This is a genomic window from Flavobacterium sp. GNP010, assembly GCF_056428945.1.
Window position 1 is genome coordinate 14627 of sequence record NZ_JBWJVK010000023.1, and the last position, 24211, is coordinate 38837.

General features: G+C 34.0%; 17 protein-coding genes. 7 read left to right on the plus strand and 10 right to left on the minus strand.

Annotated features, from left to right (window positions below; translation table 11 throughout):
- The first annotated feature begins 41 nt into the window (after nucleotides 1–41).
- The 5 genes from AC061C_RS10810 to pheT all read left to right on the plus strand — a co-directional run bounded on the left by AC061C_RS10810 (nucleotide 42) and on the right by pheT (nucleotide 9112).
- A complete protein-coding gene (locus AC061C_RS10810; RefSeq protein ID WP_478291182.1) occupies nucleotides 42–1100 on the plus strand; it encodes an efflux RND transporter periplasmic adaptor subunit in 1059 nt (352 codons plus the stop codon).
- Between the two features lie 67 nt (nucleotides 1101–1167).
- Nucleotides 1168–4263, plus strand: coding sequence for an efflux RND transporter permease subunit (locus tag AC061C_RS10815; RefSeq protein WP_417943897.1), 3096 nt, complete (start codon nucleotides 1168–1170; stop codon nucleotides 4261–4263).
- A gap of 90 nt (nucleotides 4264–4353) precedes the next feature.
- On the plus strand, nucleotides 4354–5667 hold the full coding sequence (locus tag AC061C_RS10820; protein WP_478291183.1) for a TolC family protein: 1314 nt from the start codon (nucleotides 4354–4356) through the stop codon (nucleotides 5665–5667).
- Nucleotides 5668–5694: 27 nt separating this feature from the next.
- On the plus strand, nucleotides 5695–6558 hold the full coding sequence (locus AC061C_RS10825; RefSeq protein ID WP_417943899.1) for a bestrophin family protein: 864 nt from the start codon (nucleotides 5695–5697) through the stop codon (nucleotides 6556–6558).
- Between the two features lie 133 nt (nucleotides 6559–6691).
- On the plus strand, nucleotides 6692–9112 hold the full coding sequence (gene pheT, locus AC061C_RS10830) for a phenylalanine--tRNA ligase subunit beta (protein ID WP_478291184.1): 2421 nt from the start codon (nucleotides 6692–6694) through the stop codon (nucleotides 9110–9112).
- A gap of 56 nt (nucleotides 9113–9168) precedes the next feature.
- Here the strand turns inward: pheT and AC061C_RS10835 are convergent, their stop codons facing one another.
- From AC061C_RS10835 to AC061C_RS10850, 4 genes are all read right to left on the minus strand, one after another.
- Entirely contained in the window at nucleotides 9169–11298 is a 2130-nt protein-coding gene (locus tag AC061C_RS10835; RefSeq protein WP_478291185.1) for an OmpA family protein, read from the minus strand.
- A 10-nt stretch (nucleotides 11299–11308) separates the two neighbouring features.
- Nucleotides 11309–12244, minus strand: a complete 936-nt coding sequence (locus AC061C_RS10840; protein WP_478291186.1) for a PorP/SprF family type IX secretion system membrane protein — start codon at nucleotides 12242–12244, stop codon at nucleotides 11309–11311.
- A 27-nt stretch (nucleotides 12245–12271) separates the two neighbouring features.
- Complete coding sequence (locus AC061C_RS10845) at nucleotides 12272–14914, minus strand: T9SS type B sorting domain-containing protein (protein ID WP_478291187.1); 2643 nt, start codon at nucleotides 14912–14914, stop codon at nucleotides 12272–12274.
- 181 nt (nucleotides 14915–15095) lie between these two features.
- Nucleotides 15096–15650: a fasciclin domain-containing protein gene (locus AC061C_RS10850; protein ID WP_417943904.1), complete on the minus strand. Its 555-nt coding sequence runs from the start codon at nucleotides 15648–15650 to the stop codon at nucleotides 15096–15098.
- Between the two features lie 198 nt (nucleotides 15651–15848).
- Between AC061C_RS10850 and AC061C_RS10855 the strand changes: the two genes are divergently transcribed.
- The gene (locus tag AC061C_RS10855; protein WP_478291188.1) at nucleotides 15849–16373 is read left to right on the plus strand and encodes an ExbD/TolR family protein; all 525 of its coding nucleotides are present in this window, start codon (nucleotides 15849–15851) and stop codon (nucleotides 16371–16373) included.
- A gap of 331 nt (nucleotides 16374–16704) precedes the next feature.
- On the opposite strand, the gene rpsA is transcribed toward AC061C_RS10855, so the two are convergent.
- The 6 genes from rpsA to porQ all read right to left on the minus strand — a co-directional run bounded on the left by rpsA (nucleotide 16705) and on the right by porQ (nucleotide 23218).
- Nucleotides 16705–18483: a 30S ribosomal protein S1 gene (gene rpsA / locus AC061C_RS10860; RefSeq protein ID WP_309755729.1), complete on the minus strand. Its 1779-nt coding sequence runs from the start codon at nucleotides 18481–18483 to the stop codon at nucleotides 16705–16707.
- Nucleotides 18484–18924: 441 nt separating this feature from the next.
- A complete protein-coding gene (locus AC061C_RS10865) occupies nucleotides 18925–19518 on the minus strand; it encodes an ATPase (RefSeq protein ID WP_478291189.1) in 594 nt (197 codons plus the stop codon).
- Entirely contained in the window at nucleotides 19511–19675 is a 165-nt protein-coding gene (locus AC061C_RS10870; protein WP_478291190.1) for a hypothetical protein, read from the minus strand. The genes AC061C_RS10865 and AC061C_RS10870 overlap by 8 nt, the downstream gene beginning before the upstream one ends.
- Nucleotides 19676–19989: 314 nt before the next feature.
- Entirely contained in the window at nucleotides 19990–21366 is a 1377-nt protein-coding gene (locus AC061C_RS10875; protein WP_478291191.1) for a nucleoside permease, read from the minus strand.
- 75 nt (nucleotides 21367–21441) lie between these two features.
- Nucleotides 21442–22134 (minus strand): (d)CMP kinase, encoded by a 693-nt coding sequence (gene cmk, locus AC061C_RS10880; protein ID WP_478291192.1) that lies wholly within the window; start codon nucleotides 22132–22134, stop codon nucleotides 21442–21444.
- 61 nt (nucleotides 22135–22195) lie between these two features.
- Complete coding sequence (porQ, locus tag AC061C_RS10885; RefSeq protein WP_478291193.1) at nucleotides 22196–23218, minus strand: type IX secretion system protein PorQ; 1023 nt, start codon at nucleotides 23216–23218, stop codon at nucleotides 22196–22198.
- Nucleotides 23219–23400: 182 nt separating this feature from the next.
- On the opposite strand from porQ, the gene AC061C_RS10890 reads away from it, so the two are divergent.
- A complete protein-coding gene (locus AC061C_RS10890; protein WP_478291194.1) occupies nucleotides 23401–24204 on the plus strand; it encodes an alpha/beta hydrolase in 804 nt (267 codons plus the stop codon).
- The last annotated feature ends 7 nt before the right edge of the window (nucleotides 24205–24211 follow it).

The following is a 24211-nucleotide window of genomic DNA, read 5'->3' on the forward strand; positions in this document are numbered from 1 at the left end:
AACCATAATTTTTAAACCTTAACCTACTTTACTTTTTACTTATGAAAATTAAACATATAGTTTACGCCTTGTTAACCATAGCAATTATTGGATTTATTGGTTATAGAATCACCGAAAACAAGAGTGCAAATACCGATTCAAAAGATCCAAAAGGAAAAGGAAAATCGATTAATGTGACGGGAATTGTGGCAACTCCACAAACATTTGATAATAATTTATCGCTTTCGGGCTCTATTGAAGCCAATGAACAAGTTGAAATTCGCAGCGAAGTATCTGGAATTGTAGAAGCTATTTATTTTCAAGAAGGCAGTACTGTGAGTAAAGGACAGGTGCTTTTTAAAGTAAATGATTTAGAATTAAGAGCACAATTGCGACAAACTTCCACCAGAGAAGGATTGGCTTCAGAAAATGAAAGAAGAGCCAAATTATTATTACAAAAAGAAGCCATCAGTCAGGAAGAATATGATTTGGCACGAGCTGATTTAAAATCGGCGCAAGCCCAAAGCCAGTTGATTAAAGCACAAATTGCCAAAACAGCTGTAAGAGCTCCATTTTCAGGAAGAATTGGTTTGCGATCTATTTCGCCGGGTACCTACATTACACCAGCCATTTTAGTGGCAAAACTAGTAAATACCGGAAAATTGAAAATCACTTTTTCAATTCCAGAAAAATATGCCACTCAGGTAAAAACAAATACCAATATCACGTTTACCATTTCTGGATCTACTGAAAAATTTACTGCAAAAGTGTATGCTATCGAGCCTGAAGTGGCTGTAGCTACCAGAACATTACAAGTTCGTGCCATTACTGATAACAAAAACGGAAAACTGTTGCCAGGTACATTTGCTGATGTAGAATTACCGTTAGACATTATAAAAGATGCCATTGTAGTTCCTACAGAAGCTATTATCCCGGTACAAAATGGTAAAAAAGTTTTTATTTCTAGTAACGGTCAAGCCAAAGAAGTGATGATAGAAACTGCAACACGAACAGATGCCTCTATTTTAGTCCTTTCTGGTTTAAAAGCTGGAGATACCATTATTACTAGTGGTGTAATGTCTTTAAAAAATGAAACTCCGGTTACTGTTAAAATTAAATAGTTGAGAAATTAGATTTCTTCGAAAACATCAAAAATCTAAAATCAGCAATCAAAAATCTAAAATCTAAATGAGTTTATCCACAACAAGTATTAGAAGACCCGTATTTACCATTGTAATCAATTTATCGATTGTATTATTTGGATTAATTGGGTACAGTTTTCTAGGTGTACGAGAATTTCCTTCTATTGATCCTGCTCAAGTGTCTATTAGCACACGATATGCCGGTGCAAATTCAGATATCATTGAATCCCAAATCACAGAACCTTTAGAAAAAGCAATCAACTCTATCGATGGTATCCGAAACGTTACTTCATCTAGTGCGCAAGGCAGTAGCAACATCACTATCGAGTTTAATCTGGATAAAGATTTAGAGGAAGCTGCTAATGATGTGCGGGATAAAGTCTCACAAGCCGTTCGAAACCTTCCACAAGATATTGATTCCCCACCTGTTGTGTCAAAAGCGGACGCCAATGGCGAAGCCATCATTTCTATGACGGTTCAAAGTGATACTAGAAATGCCTTAGAATTAAGTGATTATGCCGAAAATGTAATTTCCCAACGATTAGAAACTATTCCGGGAGTAAGTGGTGTACAAATTTGGGGACAAAAACGATATGCCATGCGTTTGTGGATCGATCCTGTGAAACTGGCTTCCTACGGTTGCACTGTTTCTGAAGTGAGAGCTGCCTTGAACAAGCAGAATGTAGAATTACCATCAGGTAAACTAACAGGAAATAATACGGAGTTAACGGTGAAAACAGTGGGGAACCTCTCTACTCCCGAAGAATTCAATAACATCATTATTCGTACCGAAGGAGAAAAAGTAGTACGTTTTAGCGATGTTGGAAACGCAAGTCTTGGACCAGAAAACACCGAAACTAAAATGACACAATCTGGAACGCCATTAGTAGGTGTTGCTATTGTACCGCTTCCTGGAGCTAATTATTTAGATATTTCTACCGCTTTTTACAAAGAGTTTGCCCGTTTAAAAAAGGATTTACCCAAGGATATCAAACTGAATATAGCCATTGACAATACCGTTTTTGTTAAAAAATCAGTAATTGAAGTTGCAGAAACACTGGGAATTTCAATTATTTTGGTAATTTTAATTATCTACTTATTTTTTAGAGATTGGGCCATAGCGTTCAGACCATTAATTGATATTCCGGTATCCTTAATTGCTACTTTCTTTATAATGTGGCTTTTTGGTTTTTCCATCAATGTATTGACTTTATTAGCAATCGTTCTGGCAACAGGACTTGTAGTTGATGATGGAATTGTAGTCACCGAAAATATTTTCAAAAAAGTCGAAGAAGGTATGTCGCCTATTGAGGCAGCTATAAAAGGATCTAATGAAATATTTTTTGCGGTAATTTCGATTTCTATCACGTTAGCAGCGGTGTTTTTGCCCGTGATTTTCCTCGAAGGATTTGTCGGGCGATTGTTTAGGGAATTTGGCGTCGTAATTGGCGCTGCCGTGTTAATTTCGGCTTTTGTATCGTTGACATTAACGCCCATGTTGAATGCTTATTTGATGAAGGGCGGCGAACAAAAGAAATCTAAATTTTACATTCGAACAGAACCTTATTTTCAAAAATTAAATAGTGGATATGCTAGTTCACTAAGTCGTTTTATGAAAAAGAAATGGTTGAGTTTCCCTATTTTGATTGCATGTTTTGGTTTAATATATTTATTTTTCAATCTTTTGCAAAAAGAAACGGCACCCTATGATGATCGTAGTGGTTTTGTATTGCGAATGTCTACTCCCGAAGGTTCATCATATGAATACACCGATCGATTCATGCAAGAAATTTCACAGTTAGTCGATGACTCCATTCCAGGTAAGAAAGTTGCTTTGGTTATTACCTCTCCAGGTTTTGGATCTTCCTCTGTAAACAGCGGATTCATTCGAGTTTCTTTGGTACAACCCAATGAGAGAAAAGAATCTCAAAAAGAAATTGCGGAGAAATTGACCAAATGGACCAAACAATACCCAGATGCCAAAACCTCTGTAATTGAGCAACCTACTATCGCTGTGAACAGACGTGGTGGATTGCCAATTCAATATATTATTCAGGCACCTAACTTTAAAAAACTAGAAGAAAAAATTCCAGTTTTTATGGATGAAGTTTCAAAAAATGAAACATTTGCTATCAGTGACGTGAATTTAAAATTCAATAAACCAGAGGTAAATGTTACTATCGACAGGGAAAAAGCCGAAAGTTTAGGAATTTCAGTTATTGACATTGCGCAAACCTTACAACTGTCATTAAGCGGACAACGTTTTGGTTATTTTATGCAAAATGGTAAGCAATATCAGGTTATTGGGCAATTTGATCAAAAAGATCGTTCGAAACCATTGGATTTAACCTCTATGTATGTCAAGAATAGTATGGGACAACTCATTCAAATGGATAACGTAGTGACTATTGAAGAGAAAAGTAATCCGCCACAGTTGTACCATAATAATCGTTACATGGCCGCAACTATTTCTGCAGGTCTTGCTCCAGGCAAAAGTATAAGCGACGGAATTGACGCAATGAACGACATTAAAGCTAAAGTTTTAGACGATACTTTCACCACAGATTTAGGTGGCGAATCTCGAGATTTTGTTGAAAGTAGTTCAAACACCGCTTTTGCTTTTGGATTAGCTTTGGTATTAATATTTTTAATTCTTGCAGCACAATTTGAAAGCTTCATCGATCCTTTTATCATCATTTTGACCGTTCCTATGGCAGTAGCTGGCGCCTTATTCTCCTTATGGTTGTTCGACCAAACTTGGAATATCTTTAGTCAGATTGGTACCGTAATGCTTATTGGTTTGGTAACCAAAAACGGCATCTTAATCGTTGAATTTGCGAATCAATTACGCGAACAAGGTAAACCTAAACTAGAAGCTATTTTAGAAGCTTCGGAAGCGAGATTGCGACCTATTCTAATGACTAGTTTAGCCATTTCATTGGGAGCGTTACCAATTGCGATGTCACTTGGAGCTGCTTCTACCAGTAGAATTGGAATGGGAGTTGTAATTGTAGGCGGTACTATTTTCTCTTTAGTTTTAACATTATTTGTAATTCCAGCTATGTATTTAATGTGGTCTAAAGCAAGAAAACACTATCCAGAATTTGATCATATCGAAGAATACGAAAGAGAAGTTAAATAATTTTGAATAAAACGTTGATGCCATAAATACCAAAAATGAAGCTGTATTTTAAAAGTTCATGTGGATATTTCTAGGCAAATAAATACAATTATGAAACATACTAAACGAATATTGTTGCCTTTTGCTTTTCTCTTATTTGGAGTTGTAACATCGAATGCTCAAGAAATTTTGACATTAGAAAATGCAGTAAAAATTGCTTTGGAAAACAATTACGAAATAAAAATTGCTACCAATACGCTATCGATTGAAAAAACAAATGTGGCAATTGGAAATGCCGGAATGTTGCCTACAGTTACTGCAACCGTTCTGGACAATAACAGCATTCAAAACAGTTCACAAACGCGTCAGGACGGAACAAAAACTGAATTAGACAATGCCAAAAACAATAGTTTAACCTACGGTGTAGGATTGGATTGGACCGTTTTTGACGGAATGCGCATGTTTGCCAGACTAGATCAGTTAAAGGAATTACAAAAACTGGGTGAAGCGCAATTAAAATTAACCGTTATCACGCGAATAAGTGATGTGAATGCGGCCTATTACAATTTAGTGCAACAGCAACAACAATTAGCGGCTTTGGATACAACAATTGTGATTTCAAACCAGCGATTGACCTTGGCACAAAATCGATTTACCATTGGAAAAGCCTCCAAACTTGAAGTTTTGAATGCCCAAGTCGATTTAAATACGGATCAAGTGGCATTGTTGCGACAAAAAGAATTATACGCTAACAGTAAAATTTTATTAAATCAGCTAATGGCCAGAGATGTGGCTACAGATTTTAAAGTAATTAATAAACTTGAAGTAGATGCATTATTACTACTTCCTGAACTAAAAGCTTTGGCCGAGAAACAAAATCCCCAATTAGAAGCACAGATTATTAATAAAAGAGTAACTGAACTAGAACTCAAGCAAATTAAAGCGGCACGCTACCCTACTGTTCGAGTAAATACTGCTTATAATTTTTCCGAAAGTCAATCCAGTCTTGGTTTTGTGGCACAATCCCAGTCTAGAGGTTTGAACTATGGTTTTAGTGCTTCATTAAATCTATTTGATGGTTTTGCACAAAATAGAAATGAAAAAATTGCTAAAATTCAAATTGAAAACTCTAAACTTAATATAGACCAGCAAAGTTTAGCTTTAAATGCGCAGTTGGCAACTTCGTATCAAACGTATGTAACCAATTTAGAGTTGATTGCTTTAGAGGAAAATAACGAAGCTATCGCCAAACAAAATTTAAATATAACTTTAGATAAATTCAGAATTGGGACTATAACAACTTTAGAATTCAGGACAGCACAATTAAATTATGTGAATGCAAAAGTGCGTTACAGTAATGCGCAATTCCAAGGAAAATTATCTGAAATTGCACTTCGCGAGTTGGCAGGAAATCTTAATTTTTAATTTACTTTTGCTAAAAAAAGTATTTAAATGGTTTCATACAATACAAAAGATTGGTTTACATTTATTTTTCGTTTTCACAAAGCTGACACCTTTAGAACATTGATGCCAATAATGTTTGCTATTGGAGTTTACTCTGGAGTCATTGGTTATTTAGAAGTTGAATATTGGAAGTTAGCCGATACTAGTTATGTGAAAAATATTACCATCATGCACGGAATGCTTGGTTTCGTGATCTCGCTTCTACTCGTTTTTAGAACCAATACCGCTTATGATCGATGGTGGGAAGGACGAAAAATGTGGGGTGCATTAGTAAATAATAGCCGTAATTTTGCCATTAAATTATCTGCAATTTTGCATGACGAAAAAGATCGCAAATACTTTCGAAAGATGATTCCCGGTTATGCTTCCATTTTACATAATCATTTAAAGGATGAAGAGACAAGCCAGCAGTTGTTTGATGGTGTTGATTTAGAGATTGATCATCACAAACACAAACCCAATCAAGTCGCAAAAATGTTGTTTCAAAAAATTAATGATTTGTATGATTCCAAAAAAATAACTGGCGATCAACTGATTATTTTAAACGAAGAAGTAAAATCATTTACTGATATTTGCGGTGCTTGCGAACGAATCAAAAACACGCCTATCCCCTACTCTTACAGCGCTTTCCTTAAAAAATTCATTTTCTTTTATGTGATGACATTGCCTTTTGGATATTCTTTCAATTTGGGTTATTATGTAGTTCCGGTTGTGGTGTTTATTTTTTATGTATTAGCAAGTTTAGAGTTAATTGCTGAGGAAATTGAAGATCCTTTTGGAAGCGATGAAAATGATTTACCAACTCATAAAATTGCTGAGAACATCAAAAAACATGTGGAAGAATTGCTGTAAAATTGCCTAATTCTGCTTTAAAAAGGTTTTAAAACTTTGTTCTCTACTCACTTTGAACCTCAAGAAACATTAATTATATTTGCATCCGAGACTTAAGGTCGAACTGACGATGTACTCTCATTAAAATTGACAGATGAAAATATCTTATAACTGGTTAAAACAATTCATTAAAATAGACTGTAAATCGGAAGAAACAGCAGCTTTACTAACTGATTTAGGTCTGGAAGTAGAAATTGTTGACAAATACCAATCGGTAAAAGGAGGCTTGGAAGGAATTGTTGTAGGACATGTACTTACTTGCATACAGCATCCAGATGCCGACCGACTGAAAATAACTACCGTAGATTTAGGAAATGGTGTCCCTGTACAAATTGTTTGCGGTGCTGCTAATGTGGCTGCAGGACAAAAAGTACTTGTTGCAACAATAGGAACTATTTTATACGATGCAACTGGTGCTGCTTTTACAATAAAAAAAGGAAAAATTCGTGGACAAGAAAGTCATGGAATGATTTGTGCCGAAGATGAGTTAGGCCTTGGTGAAAGTCATGACGGGATTATGATTTTGGACGAAACATTAGTACCGGGAACTCCTGCGGCAACGGTTTTTAAAATAGAAAATGACGAAGTTTTTGAAATTGGATTAACACCCAATCGTGCCGATGCGATGAGTCATTTAGGAACTGCTAGAGATTTAAGAGCGGGTATGCTACAAAATGGTGTAAATGTAGAGCTTATCACACCTTCTGTTAGCAATTTTAGAGTAGACAAAAGAACGCTCAAAATTGATATTGATATAAAAGAACCTAAACTTGCACCTAGATACTGCGGGGTTACCATCTCAGGAATTGAAGTAAAACCTTCTCCAGCTTGGTTGCAAAACAGGCTTAAAGCCATTGGATTAAATCCAAAAAATAATATTGTCGATGTAACAAATTATGTTTTACACGAATTGGGACAACCGCTGCATGCGTTTGATGCTTCGAAAATTAATGGCAAAATAGTAGTGCAAACACTACCTGCAGGTACAAAATTTACCACTCTTGATGATATTGAAAGGACACTTCACGAGGAAGATTTAATGATTTGCGACGAAAAAGGACCTTTGTGCATTGCTGGTGTTTTTGGTGGAAAAAAATCAGGAGTTTCAGAAAATACCAATGCTATATTTTTAGAAAGCGCCTACTTTAACCCAGTAAGTATTCGTAAAACAGCAAAGAGACATCAATTAAATACTGATGCCTCGTTCCGTTTTGAACGCGGAATTGATCCTAACATTACGGAATATGCGTTGAAACGCGCTGCTCTTTTAATACAAGAAGTAGCAGGCGGAGAAATAACGTCAGATGTAGTCAATGTATACCCAAAGAAAATAGAAGACTTTTCTGTGTTTTTGAACTTTAGTAAAGTAGCCAAAATCATTGGTCAAGAATTACCAAAAGATACCATTAAAAAAATATTAGTTTCACTTGATATTAAAGTCAACAGCGTTTCTGATGCAGGATTAGGATTGACTATTCCATCGTATCGTGTTGACGTTCAAAGAGAAATTGATGTGATTGAAGAATTATTAAGAGTGTATGGATACAACAACATTGATTTTTCTAAAAAATTGAATGCTACAGTTTCTAAGTCACCTCGAAATGAAGATTATAAAATACAGAATGTGATTGCCTCACAATTGAATTCTCAAGGTTTCAATGAAATGATGGCAAACTCATTAACATCGGCATCATATGTAGCGCTTTCGGAGGCTTTAAATCCAGCTAACAATGTGACCATGTTAAATCCTTTAAGTGCAGATTTAGCTACGATGCGTCAATCTTTGTTATTCTCTGGACTTGAAGCGATCTCGTATAATATCAATCGTAAAAACTCCGATTTGAAGTTATTTGAATTTGGAAAAACCTACCACAATTATCTTGCAGGTTATGAAGAGAAAAAACATTTGACTTTATTTCTATCTGGTAACAGAACACAGGAAAATTGGACTAATGCACAAAAGCCATCTGATTTTTTTATGTTTAAAGGATATGTAAATGGAATTCTATCTAGACTTGGCATCCAAAAAACACAAAACATGCCCGTAACTTCAGATGTTTTTTCAGAGGGAATTGCGATTAGTGTAGGGACGGAAATAGTGGTTGAATTAGGAGTAGTAAAAAAATCGATTAATAAACATTTTGGAATCAAACAAGAAGTATTTTTTGCAGATTTTAACTGGAATTTAATTTTAAAATTAATTGCTACCAAAATAAAATATACTGAGATTCCAAAATATCCAGAAGTTCGAAGAGATTTAGCACTACTAATTGATCAAGCCGTAACGTATGATAGTATTTATACAATTGCGCGTCAAACAGAAAAAACGCTTTTAAAAGACATCAATTTATTTGATGTGTACGAAGGGAATAATCTTCCGGAAGGAAAAAAATCATATGCTTTGAGTTTCACAATCCAAGACAGTGCCAAAACACTGACTGATGTGCAAATTGATAAAATTATGAACAAATTACAAACGAATTTTGAAACAGAACTTGGTGCTGTTTTGAGGTAATTATTTCATTAAATGTAAAATCCCGATACTCTAAATTAAAGTATCGGGATTTTTATTTACAAGCTTTTAATGACAAATTCACTTCTTCGGTTGAGCTCATGCTCCTCTTCGGTGCAGCTTTCTTCGGGTATACATTTTACAATTTGAACTGATTCTCCGTAGCCTTTTGCAAAAATTTGTTTTGGTGAAATTCCTTGTTCTAAAAAGTAATCTCTAGTAGCCTGTGCTCTTTTTTGGGATAAATCTTTATTAAAATTTCCATTACCTCTGTTGTCTGTGTGGGAACCTATTTCCACTATCATTTCTGGATATTTTTTCATTAAAGCAACAACTTTATTCAAGATAGTTTTAGAGTCTTTTCTGATGTACCACAAATTATAATCAAAATATATAGGATCGGTCTTGATAATTAAGCGGTCTTTATCTTTTACAACATCTTTTTCATTTGCTAAAATAGTAGCAACTTTTTCAATTTTTTTGGCTTCAACTAATTCTTGATTTCTTTTTGCAGTTAAGGCAATGCTTTTTATTTTCTCAGCCTGAGCTACTTTTTCTTTTTCTTGTTGCAAAGCTAAAGCAGTAAGTCTATTTCTTTCTTCTTCCTCTAAAACAAGTTGCTGCTCTCGTTTAATGACCTCATTTGATTTAATTTGCATGGAAGCATCATTGTTTTTTTTGCGCTCAGCATTAATTACTATTTTTTTGGATGCGGAAGTATAATTGTCCTTTTCTGCAGTAATTTTATAAGTGACTTTACATAAAACTTCAAAACTTAATTTACCTTCGCTAGTTGTTATGCTACGTTGTACTATTTCACCATCAGCGTTTTGCAATTGTACCATTACATTTTCTAACGGTAATTTAGTATCCACATCAGTAATGATTCCAGTTATATACTGCTTACAATCTTCAATAATCAATGGTTTCTCTTCTGTAAAAGAATAAATATCGTCGCTTCCTTGACCACCTAAGCGGTTAGAGGAGAAAAAACCCTCCTTTGTATCGGAATTGATAAAAAAAGCAAAGTCATCATATCCTGAGTTTATGGGTAACCCAACATTTTCAGCTTGCGTAGGAACTCCATTTTGTAAAGCCGAAACAAATACATCTAATGCACCATACCCTTCATGTCCATTTGAAGAAAAATACAATTTGTTGTCTTTTGAAAAAAATGGAAATTGCTCTTTTCGTGCAGTATTAACCAAATTGCCAAGATTAACAGGTATTCCAAAAGTATCTCCGTAAATTTCTACTGAAAAAATATCAAATGAACCGAATGTTCCCGGCATGTCTGAAGCAAAATACAATGTTTTTTCATCAATGCTTAATGCTGGATGTTCTGTTGAATAATTATCATTATTAAAAGGCAACGAAATGATATTTGTCCATTTTCCGTTATTCCACGAAGCTCTAAACAACTGTAAATTGGAAACTTTATCTTTATTTTTTCCGCGTCTGCCTTTTTTATAGTTATTTCTGGTGAAAAACATGGTTTTTCCATCTTTTGTAAATACAGCATTAGATTCATGCATAGCTGTGTTTATTTTACTGTCAAAACCAATGGCTAATGAGTCCACTGCGTTTACATTGCGCAATGGAATTGCCATCAAATCAAGATAGGATTCTCCATTCCATTTAAAACGTTTATCAAACATAACCATTTTAGATTTGACAGCTGTAAATACAAATGTATCGTTAGTTACAAAACCTCCAAACTCCGTATTGGGTGTGTTTATTTTTAGATTTTTAATTTGATATCTTTCACCTATCGCAGTAACATTTTCAAGAACTTGAAGCCCTTTTTGGTATCGAATCAAAATGTCTTTATCCGATAAGGAAGCATAATATTTTTGCAATACAGCATTAGCATCATCATACTTCCCAGATGCTTTTAAAGTTTGTGAATATTTAAAGTAATATTCTTCCCCAATTTCACTTCCAAAATTTGTGATTAAAACTTTGTAATAGTACTGAGCAGTATTAAAATCATTGGTATAATAGTAGCAGTCAGCAAGGTTTTTAAGTACAATTTGCGAAGTGTTATCTTGAATAATTGATTTGTACAATGGAATTGCTTCAATGTAAAAAGTGCGTTCAAAAAGTCGGTTAGCTCTTTTTAGATTGTCGTCTTGAGCCTGTAATAATTGGATGGAAAGTACCAATAGTAGCAAGAATATTTTTTTCATAATTTATGTCTTAGAAAAATCGTGGAGATTTATCGTATCCTCTACTGGATAAATCTAAATTAAACAATACAAAAATCTCATGGGTTCCCGAATTAAATTCTCCTAGGCTAGAGGTATTGTAATCATAAGCGTACCCAACACGAATACTGGGTGTAGCTTTTACATTCATCATAGCACTTACAGAATCCCCAAATCGATATGCTGCTCCAAACTCAAATTTTTCATTGTACAAAACATTTGCAGTGACATCAAGAGATATTGGCGCACCTGAAACGTATTTTGACATAAGAGCTGGCTTAAATTTGAATTGTTCTGATACTTTAAATACATATCCAGCTGTTAGGAAAACATGGGTGTTTTCTCTGTTAAAGGAATTGGTACCTGACCTATTTTCAAATTGTTTTGTTGCTAATAAATTTGGGGCAGATAAACCCACATAATAATTGTTTGTAAAATAAAAGGCTCCAACACCTACATTTGGCATGATATCATTTCTATTTTCTGAAAAAGCATCATCTGTTCCTAGAGTACCACTTTCAAAAACAAAGCCATCAAAATTAGTTTGCAAATTGGTAAACCCTGCTTTTACTCCAAAGGATACTTTGTGATTGTTATTAAACTCTAGTAAATAAGCAAAATCTGCAAAAAAATTATTCTCTTTTTTCACTCCTCCACCAATATCATCAGATATTAATGAAAACCCTACTTCTACTTTTTTATTTACTGGCATGTGAGCAAATAATGTCAATGTTTTTGGCGCACCCACAGCGCCCACCCACTGGGATCTATACAAGGCACCCAAATTTAAATCAGACTCTATGCCTGTAGCATAAGCAGGATTTAAAACACTCATATTATACATGTATTGGGTATATTGAGGGTCTTGTTGTGCTGTTAATTTTGTAATTATCAAGAAAAGACTTGAAAGTAGTATGAACTTTTTCATGTACTATTTTTTAAAAAATAAAGATTGTTATCTATTCAAATAAAAACGTCCTTGCTTAGGGGAAATGCTTCCTTTATTGAAGTGAATAACATAAAAATAAACTCCTTCAGGCGCTTTTCCGTTGCTACTTGTTTTGGAGTCTGATGAAGTACCATCCCATTTTGGCTTGTTTTTATTAGCCGTATACATGAGACTTCCGTATCTGTTGAATATTTCTAATACATAATTGGGATAAATAAAATCAATATCTGGAATAGAAAAAGTATCGTTTACGCCATCTCCATTGGGCGAAAACCCATCAGGTATAAAAAATTCTGGAGTTGCATCACAATTGGTAAGTGAAACTGTTACTTGTAAAGGAGTTGTTGACAAACAACTGTTTGCATTTGTTGAATCAAAACCATAATAAATTCCATTATCTCGCAGTAATGCTGTGTTAGATAACAAATTTCCTCCCGTAGCAGCATCATACCATTTTACAGTTCCATTTGAAGTTACATTGCTGGATAAACTTTGAATAGTAGGCAGATCTAACCCACAAAATTTTTCTCCATTTTGAAGTAGTATAGGAGTTTGCAATTCATTTATAACAACTTGAGCTAGAGCCAAACCAGATTCACACCCTGTAGTTGCATTTACCTCTTTTACATAATAATTTCCTGAATGTAATACCGTTTTGGCAGTCAGTGCAGTTGTATTCGTTATAGAATTATACCACCTGTACTGAGAGCCATTAGGTACTAGATTAGCTACGGTTGCATTTTGCACTTTACAAAATTCTTGATTACTAGTCAATGGTACATTTGGCAAGGCATTGATTACGATATTTTTAGTATTGGTATTCATCGAAGCAGAACAGCCTGTACTAGAATCTGAAAGACTTAGTAAGTTAAATGATGAAAGCCCGGAATTTGGAATAAATGAACTAGGAATGGTATAACTTGTCCTCCCAGCATTTACAAATAAAGGAACCATTTGAACCCCAATATTATTTGCACCAGATAAAGAATAATTAATTGTAATTCCAGTTAAAGCTCCTAATCCCGAGAGCTCCACTACAACTGGCTGACCTGCACAAACTTCCTTTATACTTACAATTAAATTACTACTATCAGGCAGGGCTTTAACCAAGAAAGATTTAGACAAAGTAGCTGAATTAGTACAATTTGTGGCCAAATTAGTAATTCTGCTAATTGTAAAGTTGGTCGTTCCTGCATTAGGAATTTGAGAGGAAGGAATTTGGAATGATGCAACTCCTGCACGTACTGAAATTGTCATAGTTTGATTAACAAGACTATTACTTCCAGATAGAGTATAAACAATACTATAATCCCCATCTGTTAGATTCCATGGTCCCGATAATACTACATTTGCATTTGTTAATTGACATACAGGGTCAATTTGAATAGTAGCATTATTAATTTGCGGAATAGGATTTATTCGCACTACCCCAGAAATAGTAGGAACTATATTAGTACAAATTCCTAATGATGATTCACTTACTATATTTGAAATGGAAACAGTATAATTACCAGATGTGCTAAAACTACTTGCTGCTAAAGGAAAAGTAAAAACGTTATTGGTAAAGTTTTGAGTTGTTGAAAAAACATTGGTATTACCAGAAATAGTATAGGTTACCGTATAGGCTCCATTAGGAATATTAACTACATCTTTAATTGATGCTGTAAATGAGGTGGAAGCTAATTCGTTTTCACAAATTGGAGCATTTACTTGCAAAGTGCCGCCAGTATAATCCAGTTGCTTTTCTAAAGTAATAAATAAAACAGATGTTTGATCGTCACAAACATTATTATCTGAAAAAACAGTATAGGTAAATCGATACAAACCGGGACCACGTGTATTGTAAATGTTTTGAATATCAATAATAGAATCGGTATCATCATTATTGTCTAGTTCATCCGTACTGTTCTCTTTCCATAAACCACCTGCATCCTCGCCTGTAAGACCATCAAAAAGATTATAACTCCTGTAAGAATTCAACTCGTTTGAACACAATTTTACTTCATCGGGGCTACCAGCAATAGGAGAACGATAAATAGTTACAAATATTTTTACATCAGGTGGAGCTGGACAAGATCCTATTGCTGGTATAGAATAGGTATATTCATACGTGCTACCTGGAATTAAATTTGTGGTATTTAGGGTATTATTTGTTAAACCAACATTAGTGGTATTTCCTACCCAGGTGCCTCCTATTTGTGGAGGAAGAAAATCTCCATTAAACGCTTCAAATAAATTATAAGCGGATTCTGTATTGCAAATAGAGGAATTGGCACCAGGAACTCCCGTATATCCGCCTATGTTTACCGTTACAATAGCAGTATCACTGCAACCTGATGTAGTTGTAACTGTGTAAGAATACCTATATGTTCCGCTACGGCGAATTAATTGAGCATTTAAAATCCCAGTGGTTCGATTTAGTCCTCCAGATCTATCCTCATCTTTCCAAATTCCGCCAGATGTATGCAAACCTAGTTGCGCATTAAGATCTATGCTTTTACTAGATACATTTGTAATATCACAAATATCCAATGCTACATTGTCAGTACCAGCTATTCCATTACATTGACTATAAGAAATATGTGTAGCTGCAAAAAAAAAGAAGAAATAAAAAATTTTATAAATATCGAAAGGTAATTTTTTATTCATGTTTAAAATGTTTAAACAAAAATACAATTTTTTTTAACGTTTTTTTATAAAATGTTTATTTATAAGAAAATAATGCTAAATTTCATTAAACTATATTAAAAACTTATACTTATAAAAAAATAGCCCCACACAAAAGTGCAGGGCTTTTCAAACTAACCAAACATCAACTTTAAACCAACTTTTATTGTTTTGGCAGTACAACTGTATCAACCACGTGAATCACTCCGTTAGATTGGTTTACGTCTGCAATTGTAACTTTAGACTTTCCACCATTCTCATCTGTAATAATTAAATCTTTTCCTTGCATCATTGCTACCAAGGTTCCGCCACTTACTGTATTTAATGTTGCTTTTCCTTTTCCAGCTTTAATTGCTTTTGCAATATCTGAAGCATTCATTTTTCCTGCAACAACATGGTATGTCAAGATAGTTTGCAATGTTTTTAAGTTTTCTGGTTTTAATACTGTTTCTACAGTACCAGCTGGTAATTTATCAAACGCTGCATTTGTTGGGGCAAAAACGGTGAATGGTCCTTTACTTTGTAATGTTTCTACTAAACCAGCTGCAGTTACTGCAGCAACAAGCGTAGTATGATCTTTAGAATTTACAGCATTTTCAACAATATTTTTAGAAGGATACATTGCTGCTCCGCCTACCATTACTGTTTTTTGAGCGTATGATGTTGCTCCAAATACTAAAGCCATAAATGCAATTGATAAAAATTTTCTAGTTTTCATAAAATTTGTTTTTTTAAGTTATATAAAGTCATTTACGCTCCTTTTATGATTATGGTTTTAATAAAAAATACAATAAAAACCTATATAGTATTCAAAACGCTAAAAATCAGTATTTTATAAATTAAATACGAAATAAATTAGGACTATATTAACAGCCGTTACCTATTTTTAATACCTTAGGATTTCAATTTTAAAGCTATGAAAAACCGACCTGAAAAAATTAGAAGTAAAAAATTGGAGTCTAGAGTAGATTTAACCGCTATGGTTAGTGTGTCATTTCTTTTGATAGTGTTTTTTATGGTCACTATTGATTTGGCAAAGCCTAAAGGTATTGGTTTGGGTTTACCCGATAAAAATCCTGAATGGGATGGTAGAATAATTTGTGGATCAGGTACAGAAATACGCACGATAACCATTTTAATAGACAACAACGACAAGTTAGTAAGCTATCAAGGCCTTTTATCCTACCCGATTGAAAAACCAAAAACGCTATCCTACGACGAAAATGGAATTCGTAAAGAACTACACAGTAAAAAAAGGTTAATTCAAGAATATTACGGTGATACTTCAAGAGGACCAATTGTTATCATAAAACCGAGTAAAAAATGCAACTATAAAAATTTAATTGACATTCTGGATGAAATGGCCATTGCTAAAATTGATACCTACAGCATCATTAACGACTTTACGCCGGAAGAATCTCAATTATTGGCAGCTAATTAAAACAAGTTAAAAGTCAATCCCTAATCTAGAATTGCTTTGTTTATTAAACACGAATTACACAAATTCACACGAATGTAAATTGGTAAAATTCTGAGTAAATTTTAATGTTAAATGAATATAAAATAGGTGAAACTTGTAAAGAATTTATATGCTGCATACGAATTTTCTAGCCCTGATAGCAGCGTAAATCCTTTGATAAAGCTTTTAGCCTTTTGGCTAGAAGCTTTATCAAAGATTGCAGCGAATAGCAGGATTAGCTCCTGGAAAAATACAATCACAAAAAAAAGTCCCACATTGCTGTGGGACTTTCTATTTATAAAAAAACGGAGAATTATTTTTTCTCTGATTTTTCCATTTTAGCTTTCAATGCAGCTAACATATCATTGTTATCTCCTAAAGTTGCAGCTGGTGCATTTGTAGAAGAGTTAGATGATGTGTTTTCTGAAGCTGATTTCACATTTTTCTCTTCTTCTTCGCGGAAGATAGCAGTGTGAGATGCAACAACTCTTTTGAATTCTTTGTTGAATTCGATTACTTTGAAATCAGCAGTATCGCCTTTTTTCAATTTCTTTCCGTCTTCTTTTTCAAGGTGACGAGTAGGAATGAAAGCAACGATATCATCTCCGAATTCTACAGTAGCTCCTTTGTCAACAATTTCAGAAATTTCACCATTGTGGATAGTTCCTACAGCGAATGAATCTTCATACTGATCCCAAGGATTAGCAGTAGTTTGTTTGTGACCTAAAGATAATTTACGTCCGTCAACATCCAACTCTAATACTACAACGTCAAGTTTTTCACCAACGTTTACGAATTCAGATGGGTGTTTGATTTTCTTAGTCCAAGATAAGTCAGAGATGTAGATTAATCCATCAATTCCTTCTTCCAATTCTACGAAAATTCCAAAGTTTGTAAAGTTTCTAACGATACCTGTATGCTTAGAACCTACTGGGTATTTAGCAGTGATATCAGTCCAAGGATCTTGAGACAATTGTTTGATACCTAATGACATTTTACGATCGTCTCTATCTAAAGTTAAGATAACAGCTTCAACAACATCACCTACTTTTACGAAATCTTGAGCAGAACGCAAGTGCGTAGACCAAGACATTTCAGAAACGTGGATTAAACCTTCAACACCTTCAGCAACTTCGATGAAAGCACCGTAATCAGCGATTACAACTACTTTACCTTTTACTTTGTCTCCAATAGCTAATTTAGCATCTAGAGCATCCCAAGGGTGAGCGTTTAATTGTTTCAATCCTAATTGTATTCTTGTTTTTTCGTCATCGAAATCAAGGATTACAACGTTTAATTTTTGATCTAATTCAAGAACTTCAGATGGGTGGTTGATTCTAGACCAAGAAAGGTCAGTAATGTGAATCAATCCATCAACTCCACCTAAGTCAATAAAGACACCATAAGAAGTAATGTTTTTAACAACACCTTCTAATACTTGTCCTTTTTGTAATTGACCGATGATTTCTTTTTTCTGGATTTCGATATCCGCTTCAATAAGCGCTTTGTGAGATACAACTACGTTTTTAAATTCGTGGTTAATTTTCACAACTTTAAATTCCATCATTTTGTTTACGTATACATCGTAATCTCTAATTGGCTTAACATCAATTTGAGATCCTGGTAAGAACGCTTCAATTCCGAAAACGTCAACGATCATACCACCTTTAGTTCTGCATTTTACAAAACCATTAACGATTTCTCCTGTTTCGTTAGCCGAAATAACTCTATCCCATGATTTGATAGTACGTGCTTTTCTGTGAGATAAAACTAATTGACCAGTTTTGTCCTCACGGATGTCAATTAATACTTCAACAGTATCACCTACTTTTAATGCTGGGTTGTAACGGAATTCGTTTAATGAAATAACACCTTCCGATTTTGCGTTGATATCAACAATTACGTCTCTATCAGTAATTCTAACAACTACACCATCTACCACTTCTTCTTGATCAGTAGCGATAAATGTTTTTGAAACTAGTGCTTCGAATTCTAATAAGTTTTTCTCATCAACAGCATCAATACCTTCTTCGAAATTGTGCCAGTTAAAATTTGCTAAAAACTCTTCTTGTGATTTTACTTGTTCAGACATGCTGATTAAAAATTTGTATTCTGTATTCTCTCGAGTTTCTTAATGTGCTAGAAAACAACAGAAGTTGTTTGTATAATTAGTTGAACCCTAAAGGAAACTCTTATTCACCAAAAGGACTGCAAAAGTAACACATTTATATCAAATTGCAAAATAATTATGCAGCGATAATTGTTTGAAAATCAGGAGCCAGCATTTTTGATGTTTTTATGACGATTACTCCCGCTTTTCGTTGCAATCTCCCGAAAAAATCGGGAGGATTTCCACTTCACTCGGGGCTATTTATGGCGTTTGGGGAATTCAAAAACAAATGCTTCCTAAAAAAAACAAATCAACTTGTTTTCCTCTATACAATAATCTTACAAAATCTCCCCTGCCTCTTACCCGCTATTGCACAAACCCTTTCTTGTGATAGCAACTTGTAAAACATTAGCTAATTTGTTTTTATTTAATTATATCCGGAATCAAAGATTTCAAATAATCAGGTATTTTTGTTATGGAAGAAACTTTTCCTGATTCAAATGATAAAATATGGGTTGGATGCTTGAGGAATTTTGACGAATCGAATAAATCTATGTAGTCAAAATAATTGAAAAAAGAATTTAAATTATTATATCCGTCATTGTATCGCTTTTCTATTTCATTTTCAGGCACATAATGTCCTCCATTTTCAACTCGGATGGCTACCCTTTTTTTAGCTTCTTGTATGGAGTCAAGACACAGAAAAATAAGATGCAAATCATATCCATTATTTTTGAATATTTCAGGCCAATGAAGAGGTGTGGAATTGAAGTTGGTTTCATAACAAAAGCTGGATTTGTTATCGATTGCTTTTTTTACCTGGCTTTCTAACTCATTAAATGCCATCCTATGAGCCATTGCTTCTTTCAGGTCCGAGTCAATCAAAGAATTATAGAATCTTAAAAATTGATAATCATAATCAAAAGGAGTAAAATTGTCAGGAGCTAGCGGTTTAGAAAAAGTTGATTTTCCAGAACCATTACATCCTGCTATTATAAGCAAAACAGGCTTAGACATTCTTGAATTGTGGGGCAATAATGGGCTTTTTTTGATTTTTCCCCAATTTCAAGTTTTCTTCATAAACAGCTACTTGTAACTTAACTGAAGGCATTACTGTTTTCATTTGCTTTAAAGCAAATTGTACTCTTTGGTTAGTATTTGAAATATTTTTCATAATCACAAATTTACAAAAAAATTAAATAGTACAAATGAGCAATAATAATAAAAAATATCCTCTTTACTAATTGACATTTTTGATTTAACAAAATTCATTTGTTTTTTATACACAAATACAACACAACTCCACTTTTCGTTACAAACGAAGTTCACTGAACTCCAATAAAAACATAAGCTAACCGAAGTGATTTTACGAAAAAATCGGGAGGATTTCCACTTCACTCGGGGCTATTTAACTTCAATTGGTTTTTGAGCAAAAAAAAACCCGATATCTCATAAAAAATATCGAGTTCAATTTAGTTAAATCCAGTCTTAATGACTTACATTTTCAACATCTATAGGATTGTGTTTGTGCTTGAACAAAACTGCAAATGCAACTGCAATTACTAACGCGTAAATAGCAAAAGCCAACCAAATGGTATGCCAGTCTTTCATTAAAATTACTTTGCTGAACAATCCATCTGCTCCTATTGCATTCCCTTGACCAGTTACAAATTCTATCATTTTGGAATTTGTCGTTTCTGTTTCCAGAAAACCAGCTAACTCAGTAGTATTGTTAAATGATTTCGTAAAATATTTATCAATAGCCCATCCCGAAGTAAAACTTCCTAAAACCGCACCAAAACCATTGGTCATCATCATAAACAAACCTTGCGCTGAAGAACGATTTTTTGGATCTGTATTTGTTTCAACAAATAAGGATCCTGAAATATTAAAGAAATCAAATGCCATTCCATACACCACACAAGACATAATAATCATCCATAATCCGCTTGTTGGATTTCCGTAAGCAAACAATCCAAAACGCAATACCCAAGCCAACATACTAATCAACATTACTTGTTTGATTCCAAAACGCTTTAAGAAAAATGGAATCGCAAGAATAAATAAAGTCTCTGAGATTTGAGAAATTGACATGATAATCGTCGAATATTCTACAACAAAGGAATCAGCATATTTGGGGAAATTCTTAAATTCATCCAAAAAGACATCTCCATAAGCATTCGTTAGTTGTAGCGCTCCTCCTAAAAACATAGAAAAAATAAAGAACAAAGCCATTTTATAATCAGCAAATAATTTAAAAGACTCAAGTCCTAATGTTTCCATAATGGAAGCATTTTCTTTAGACAATCGTTGCGGTTTACATTTGGGTAATGTGAAAGAATAAATCCCTAGTACAACTGCGGCTAAACCTGCAATGTAAAACTGATATTCAGTTGCCTTATTCCCCGTTAGATTTGTGATCCACATCGCTACAATAAAACCGATTGTTCCCCAGACCCTAATTGGTGGAAAATTCTTGATTACATCCTTATTATTTAATTTCAATGCATTGTAGGAGATAGAATTGCTTAAAGCTATAGTAGGCATATAAAAACACATTGCCAAAAGCATAATATAAATAAAGGTTTCAGGAGTAGCTACTTGCGGAATATAGAATAAAACCCCAGCATATAAAATGTGTAATACTCCGTATAATTTTTCAGCATTTATCCATCGATCTGCAATAATTCCAGTTAATGTTGGCATGAATAAAGATGCAATTCCCATAGTTCCAAAAACCAATCCAAATTGAGTTCCGTCCCAACTTTTCGTACCAAACCAATAATTTGCAATGGTAATCAACCAAGCTCCCCAAACAAAAAACTGGAGAAAACTCATTATGATCAATCTATTTTTAATTCCCATGAGATGAATTGTTTTTTTTACTTTAAAAAATTTACAAGGCGTAAATCTACCATTAAAAATGATATCTGCAAATAATTATATCGTTTTAGTGATTTCATTGACCAATTCTAAAACTTGTAAAAATTGTTCCTCACGGCTCAAATATGAATTGTCAATTTCAATTGCATCTGCCGCCATCACTAAAGGAGAATCTTCTCGGTGCGTATCTATATAATCACGTTCTTCTACATTTTTGAGCACTTCATCATACGTTACGGCGTCACCTTTGGCTACCAACTCATCATATCGTCTTTGTGCTCTGGTACTAGCGCTTGCCGTCATAAATATTTTAAGTTCCGCATCTGGAAAAACTACAGTACCAATATCTCTTCCGTCCATTACAATTCCTTTGTCTTTTCCCATTTCTTTCTGTTGTTCCACTAGTTTAGCACGAACTTCAGAAACTTCAGCTACTTTACTCACAAAACTTGAAACTTCAATAGTTCTAATTTCTGCTTCAACACTAACCTCATTCAAATACATTTCAGCAAAACCCAAATCAGGATTAAATTTGAAATGCAATTTTATACTTGATAAACTATTGATTAAGGTTTCTTTGTCAAAAAAATCGGCAGTTATGTATCCGTTTTGCATCGCAAATAAAGTTACTGCACGGTACATTGCTCCAGTATCAACGTAAATATATCCTAGTTGATTTGCGAGCTGTTTGGCTAACGTACTTTTTCCCGTAGAGGAAAAACCGTCAATTGCAATGGTAATATTTTTCAAAATAATGTATTTAATTTTTAATAATTAATCAACTTGACTTGTCATTGATTGATTTAAGCCCTCACTCTTGAAAGTTAATGGTTAAGCCAAAAAGACTTGTGTTTCCCGCTAATGTGTACCTAGAGTAGGAATAATTAAATTTCAACTTATTCAATTTAAGTCCGAAACCTAGCGAAATCCCCGAAAAATTGCGCTGCTCTTCTAACCGCAATTCCTCAGCTCTTCGAAAATTATATCCCAAGCGCAAATTAAATGCTTTTTTGGGAAAAAGCTCCACTCCTACGATGACATGTCGCAACGCATTATTCACAAATGAAACCTTCTCTTCGGTTGATTCTCCATTAAATGAAGAAGTAGTTCTAGCTGGATTTGAAAATGCAATATTCCATTGCTGTACGTTTTCTAGTGTAAGATGCCAACGAATAGGTACATTTTCTAGTTCTTGCGAAACTCCAGCAATTATCTCGAGTGGTAATTTTTCACGAACACCATTGTAAGTAGAAAATTGAGTTCCTATATTTCGAATTGCCAAGCCCCAATTGACATCATTTTTTTCATCAATAAAAAGCGCTCCAACATCTACAGCACCTCCTAATGAATTATAACTTTCTAAAGTTGATGAAATTAATTTGGCACTTGCTCCTACATGAATGTCGGTATTCGGAATATTGTAAGCATATCCAAAAGACAACGCTATTTCACTACCTGTAAAGCCTGATGTCTCCTGACCATTTTCATCGTAGCCTTCAAAATTACCATAATTTACATAATTTACTCCAGCTTGAAATGTTTGCAAATGCCGGTCGTATGTATAGGCATACGAAGCCGTTCCATAAGTTACTTCCTTATAATAACTTCCGTAATTTAACGCCAAATGGTTGTCCATTTCAGGATTTATTGTCGCTGGATTAAAATGAGCTTGATTGACATCATTATCATAAATTGTAATTACTTTTCCGCCCAGCGCAGCTTGTCTTGGAGAAGTTACTAGGTTTAAAAACTGATATATTGTTTTACCTCCTATCTGACCGATTGACGCGGCTCCGTAAAATAAAAAACTGAATATCAAAATTTTTTTAAACATGTTGCGAGAGCGTCAAAAGTTTAAAATGATAACGCTAGTGCGAAGATATTATTTTTTAGAAAAAGAAAAGTTTAAAAAGGGACAATTCAACCCTTAAAATCAACAGTTCAGTATAAAACCTTTTTGAATCGTTTGGTTTGCACCTAGTTTTGACAAAGAATTCAAACCTAAAACTAAAAACCATGAAAGATTTACTTTTTACTACGCTACTATTTTTATGTTTTTGCAACATACAAGCACAAATGGACGATAAATTTTATTATCCCAAAAAAGCAAAAACCATCAGAATAGATACTTTACAATTCAAAGAGCACAATTATTACATTGAAAAAGATACCATCAATAGTGTCGTATTATTACCCGAACAAAAACAACCGAAGGCAACTATTCTTTATTTTCATGGTGCAGGCGGTAATTGTATGAGTTATGTGCCTTTTGTAAAACCTTTAGTTAAAAATGGCTATGAAGTAATTATGCTTGATTTGAGAGGCTACGGAAAATCTAGCGGAAAACCCACTCACATCAACATTGCAGCTGACGCACAATTTATATTGAATTCCTTATTACAAGATAAAAAATACCAAAATAAAAAATTAATAATTTACGGCGCCTCTATGGGAACGCAAGTAGCCACAAATCTTGCAAAAAACAATCCAGAAAAAATTGCTGGACTTATCTTGGACGGAGTTATCAGTTCCTTCACTGATATAGCTCTTTCTAAAGCGCCACAGGAACAACACTCGATGATAAGTATGTACTTAAAGTCACCTTATTCGCCAAAGGAAGACATTAAAACCTTACAATCAATTCCAGTTTTGTTTATTCATTCAAAATCAGATAAAGATGTTCCTTTTGCACATTGCGAAACGGTGTATAACAATACCAAAACCAAAAAAGAACTTTGGATATATGAGGGAGACCACTTGAAAGCACCACAATTATTCCCTATTACTTTTATACAAAAAGTAAACGCATTATTACAATAACGATATC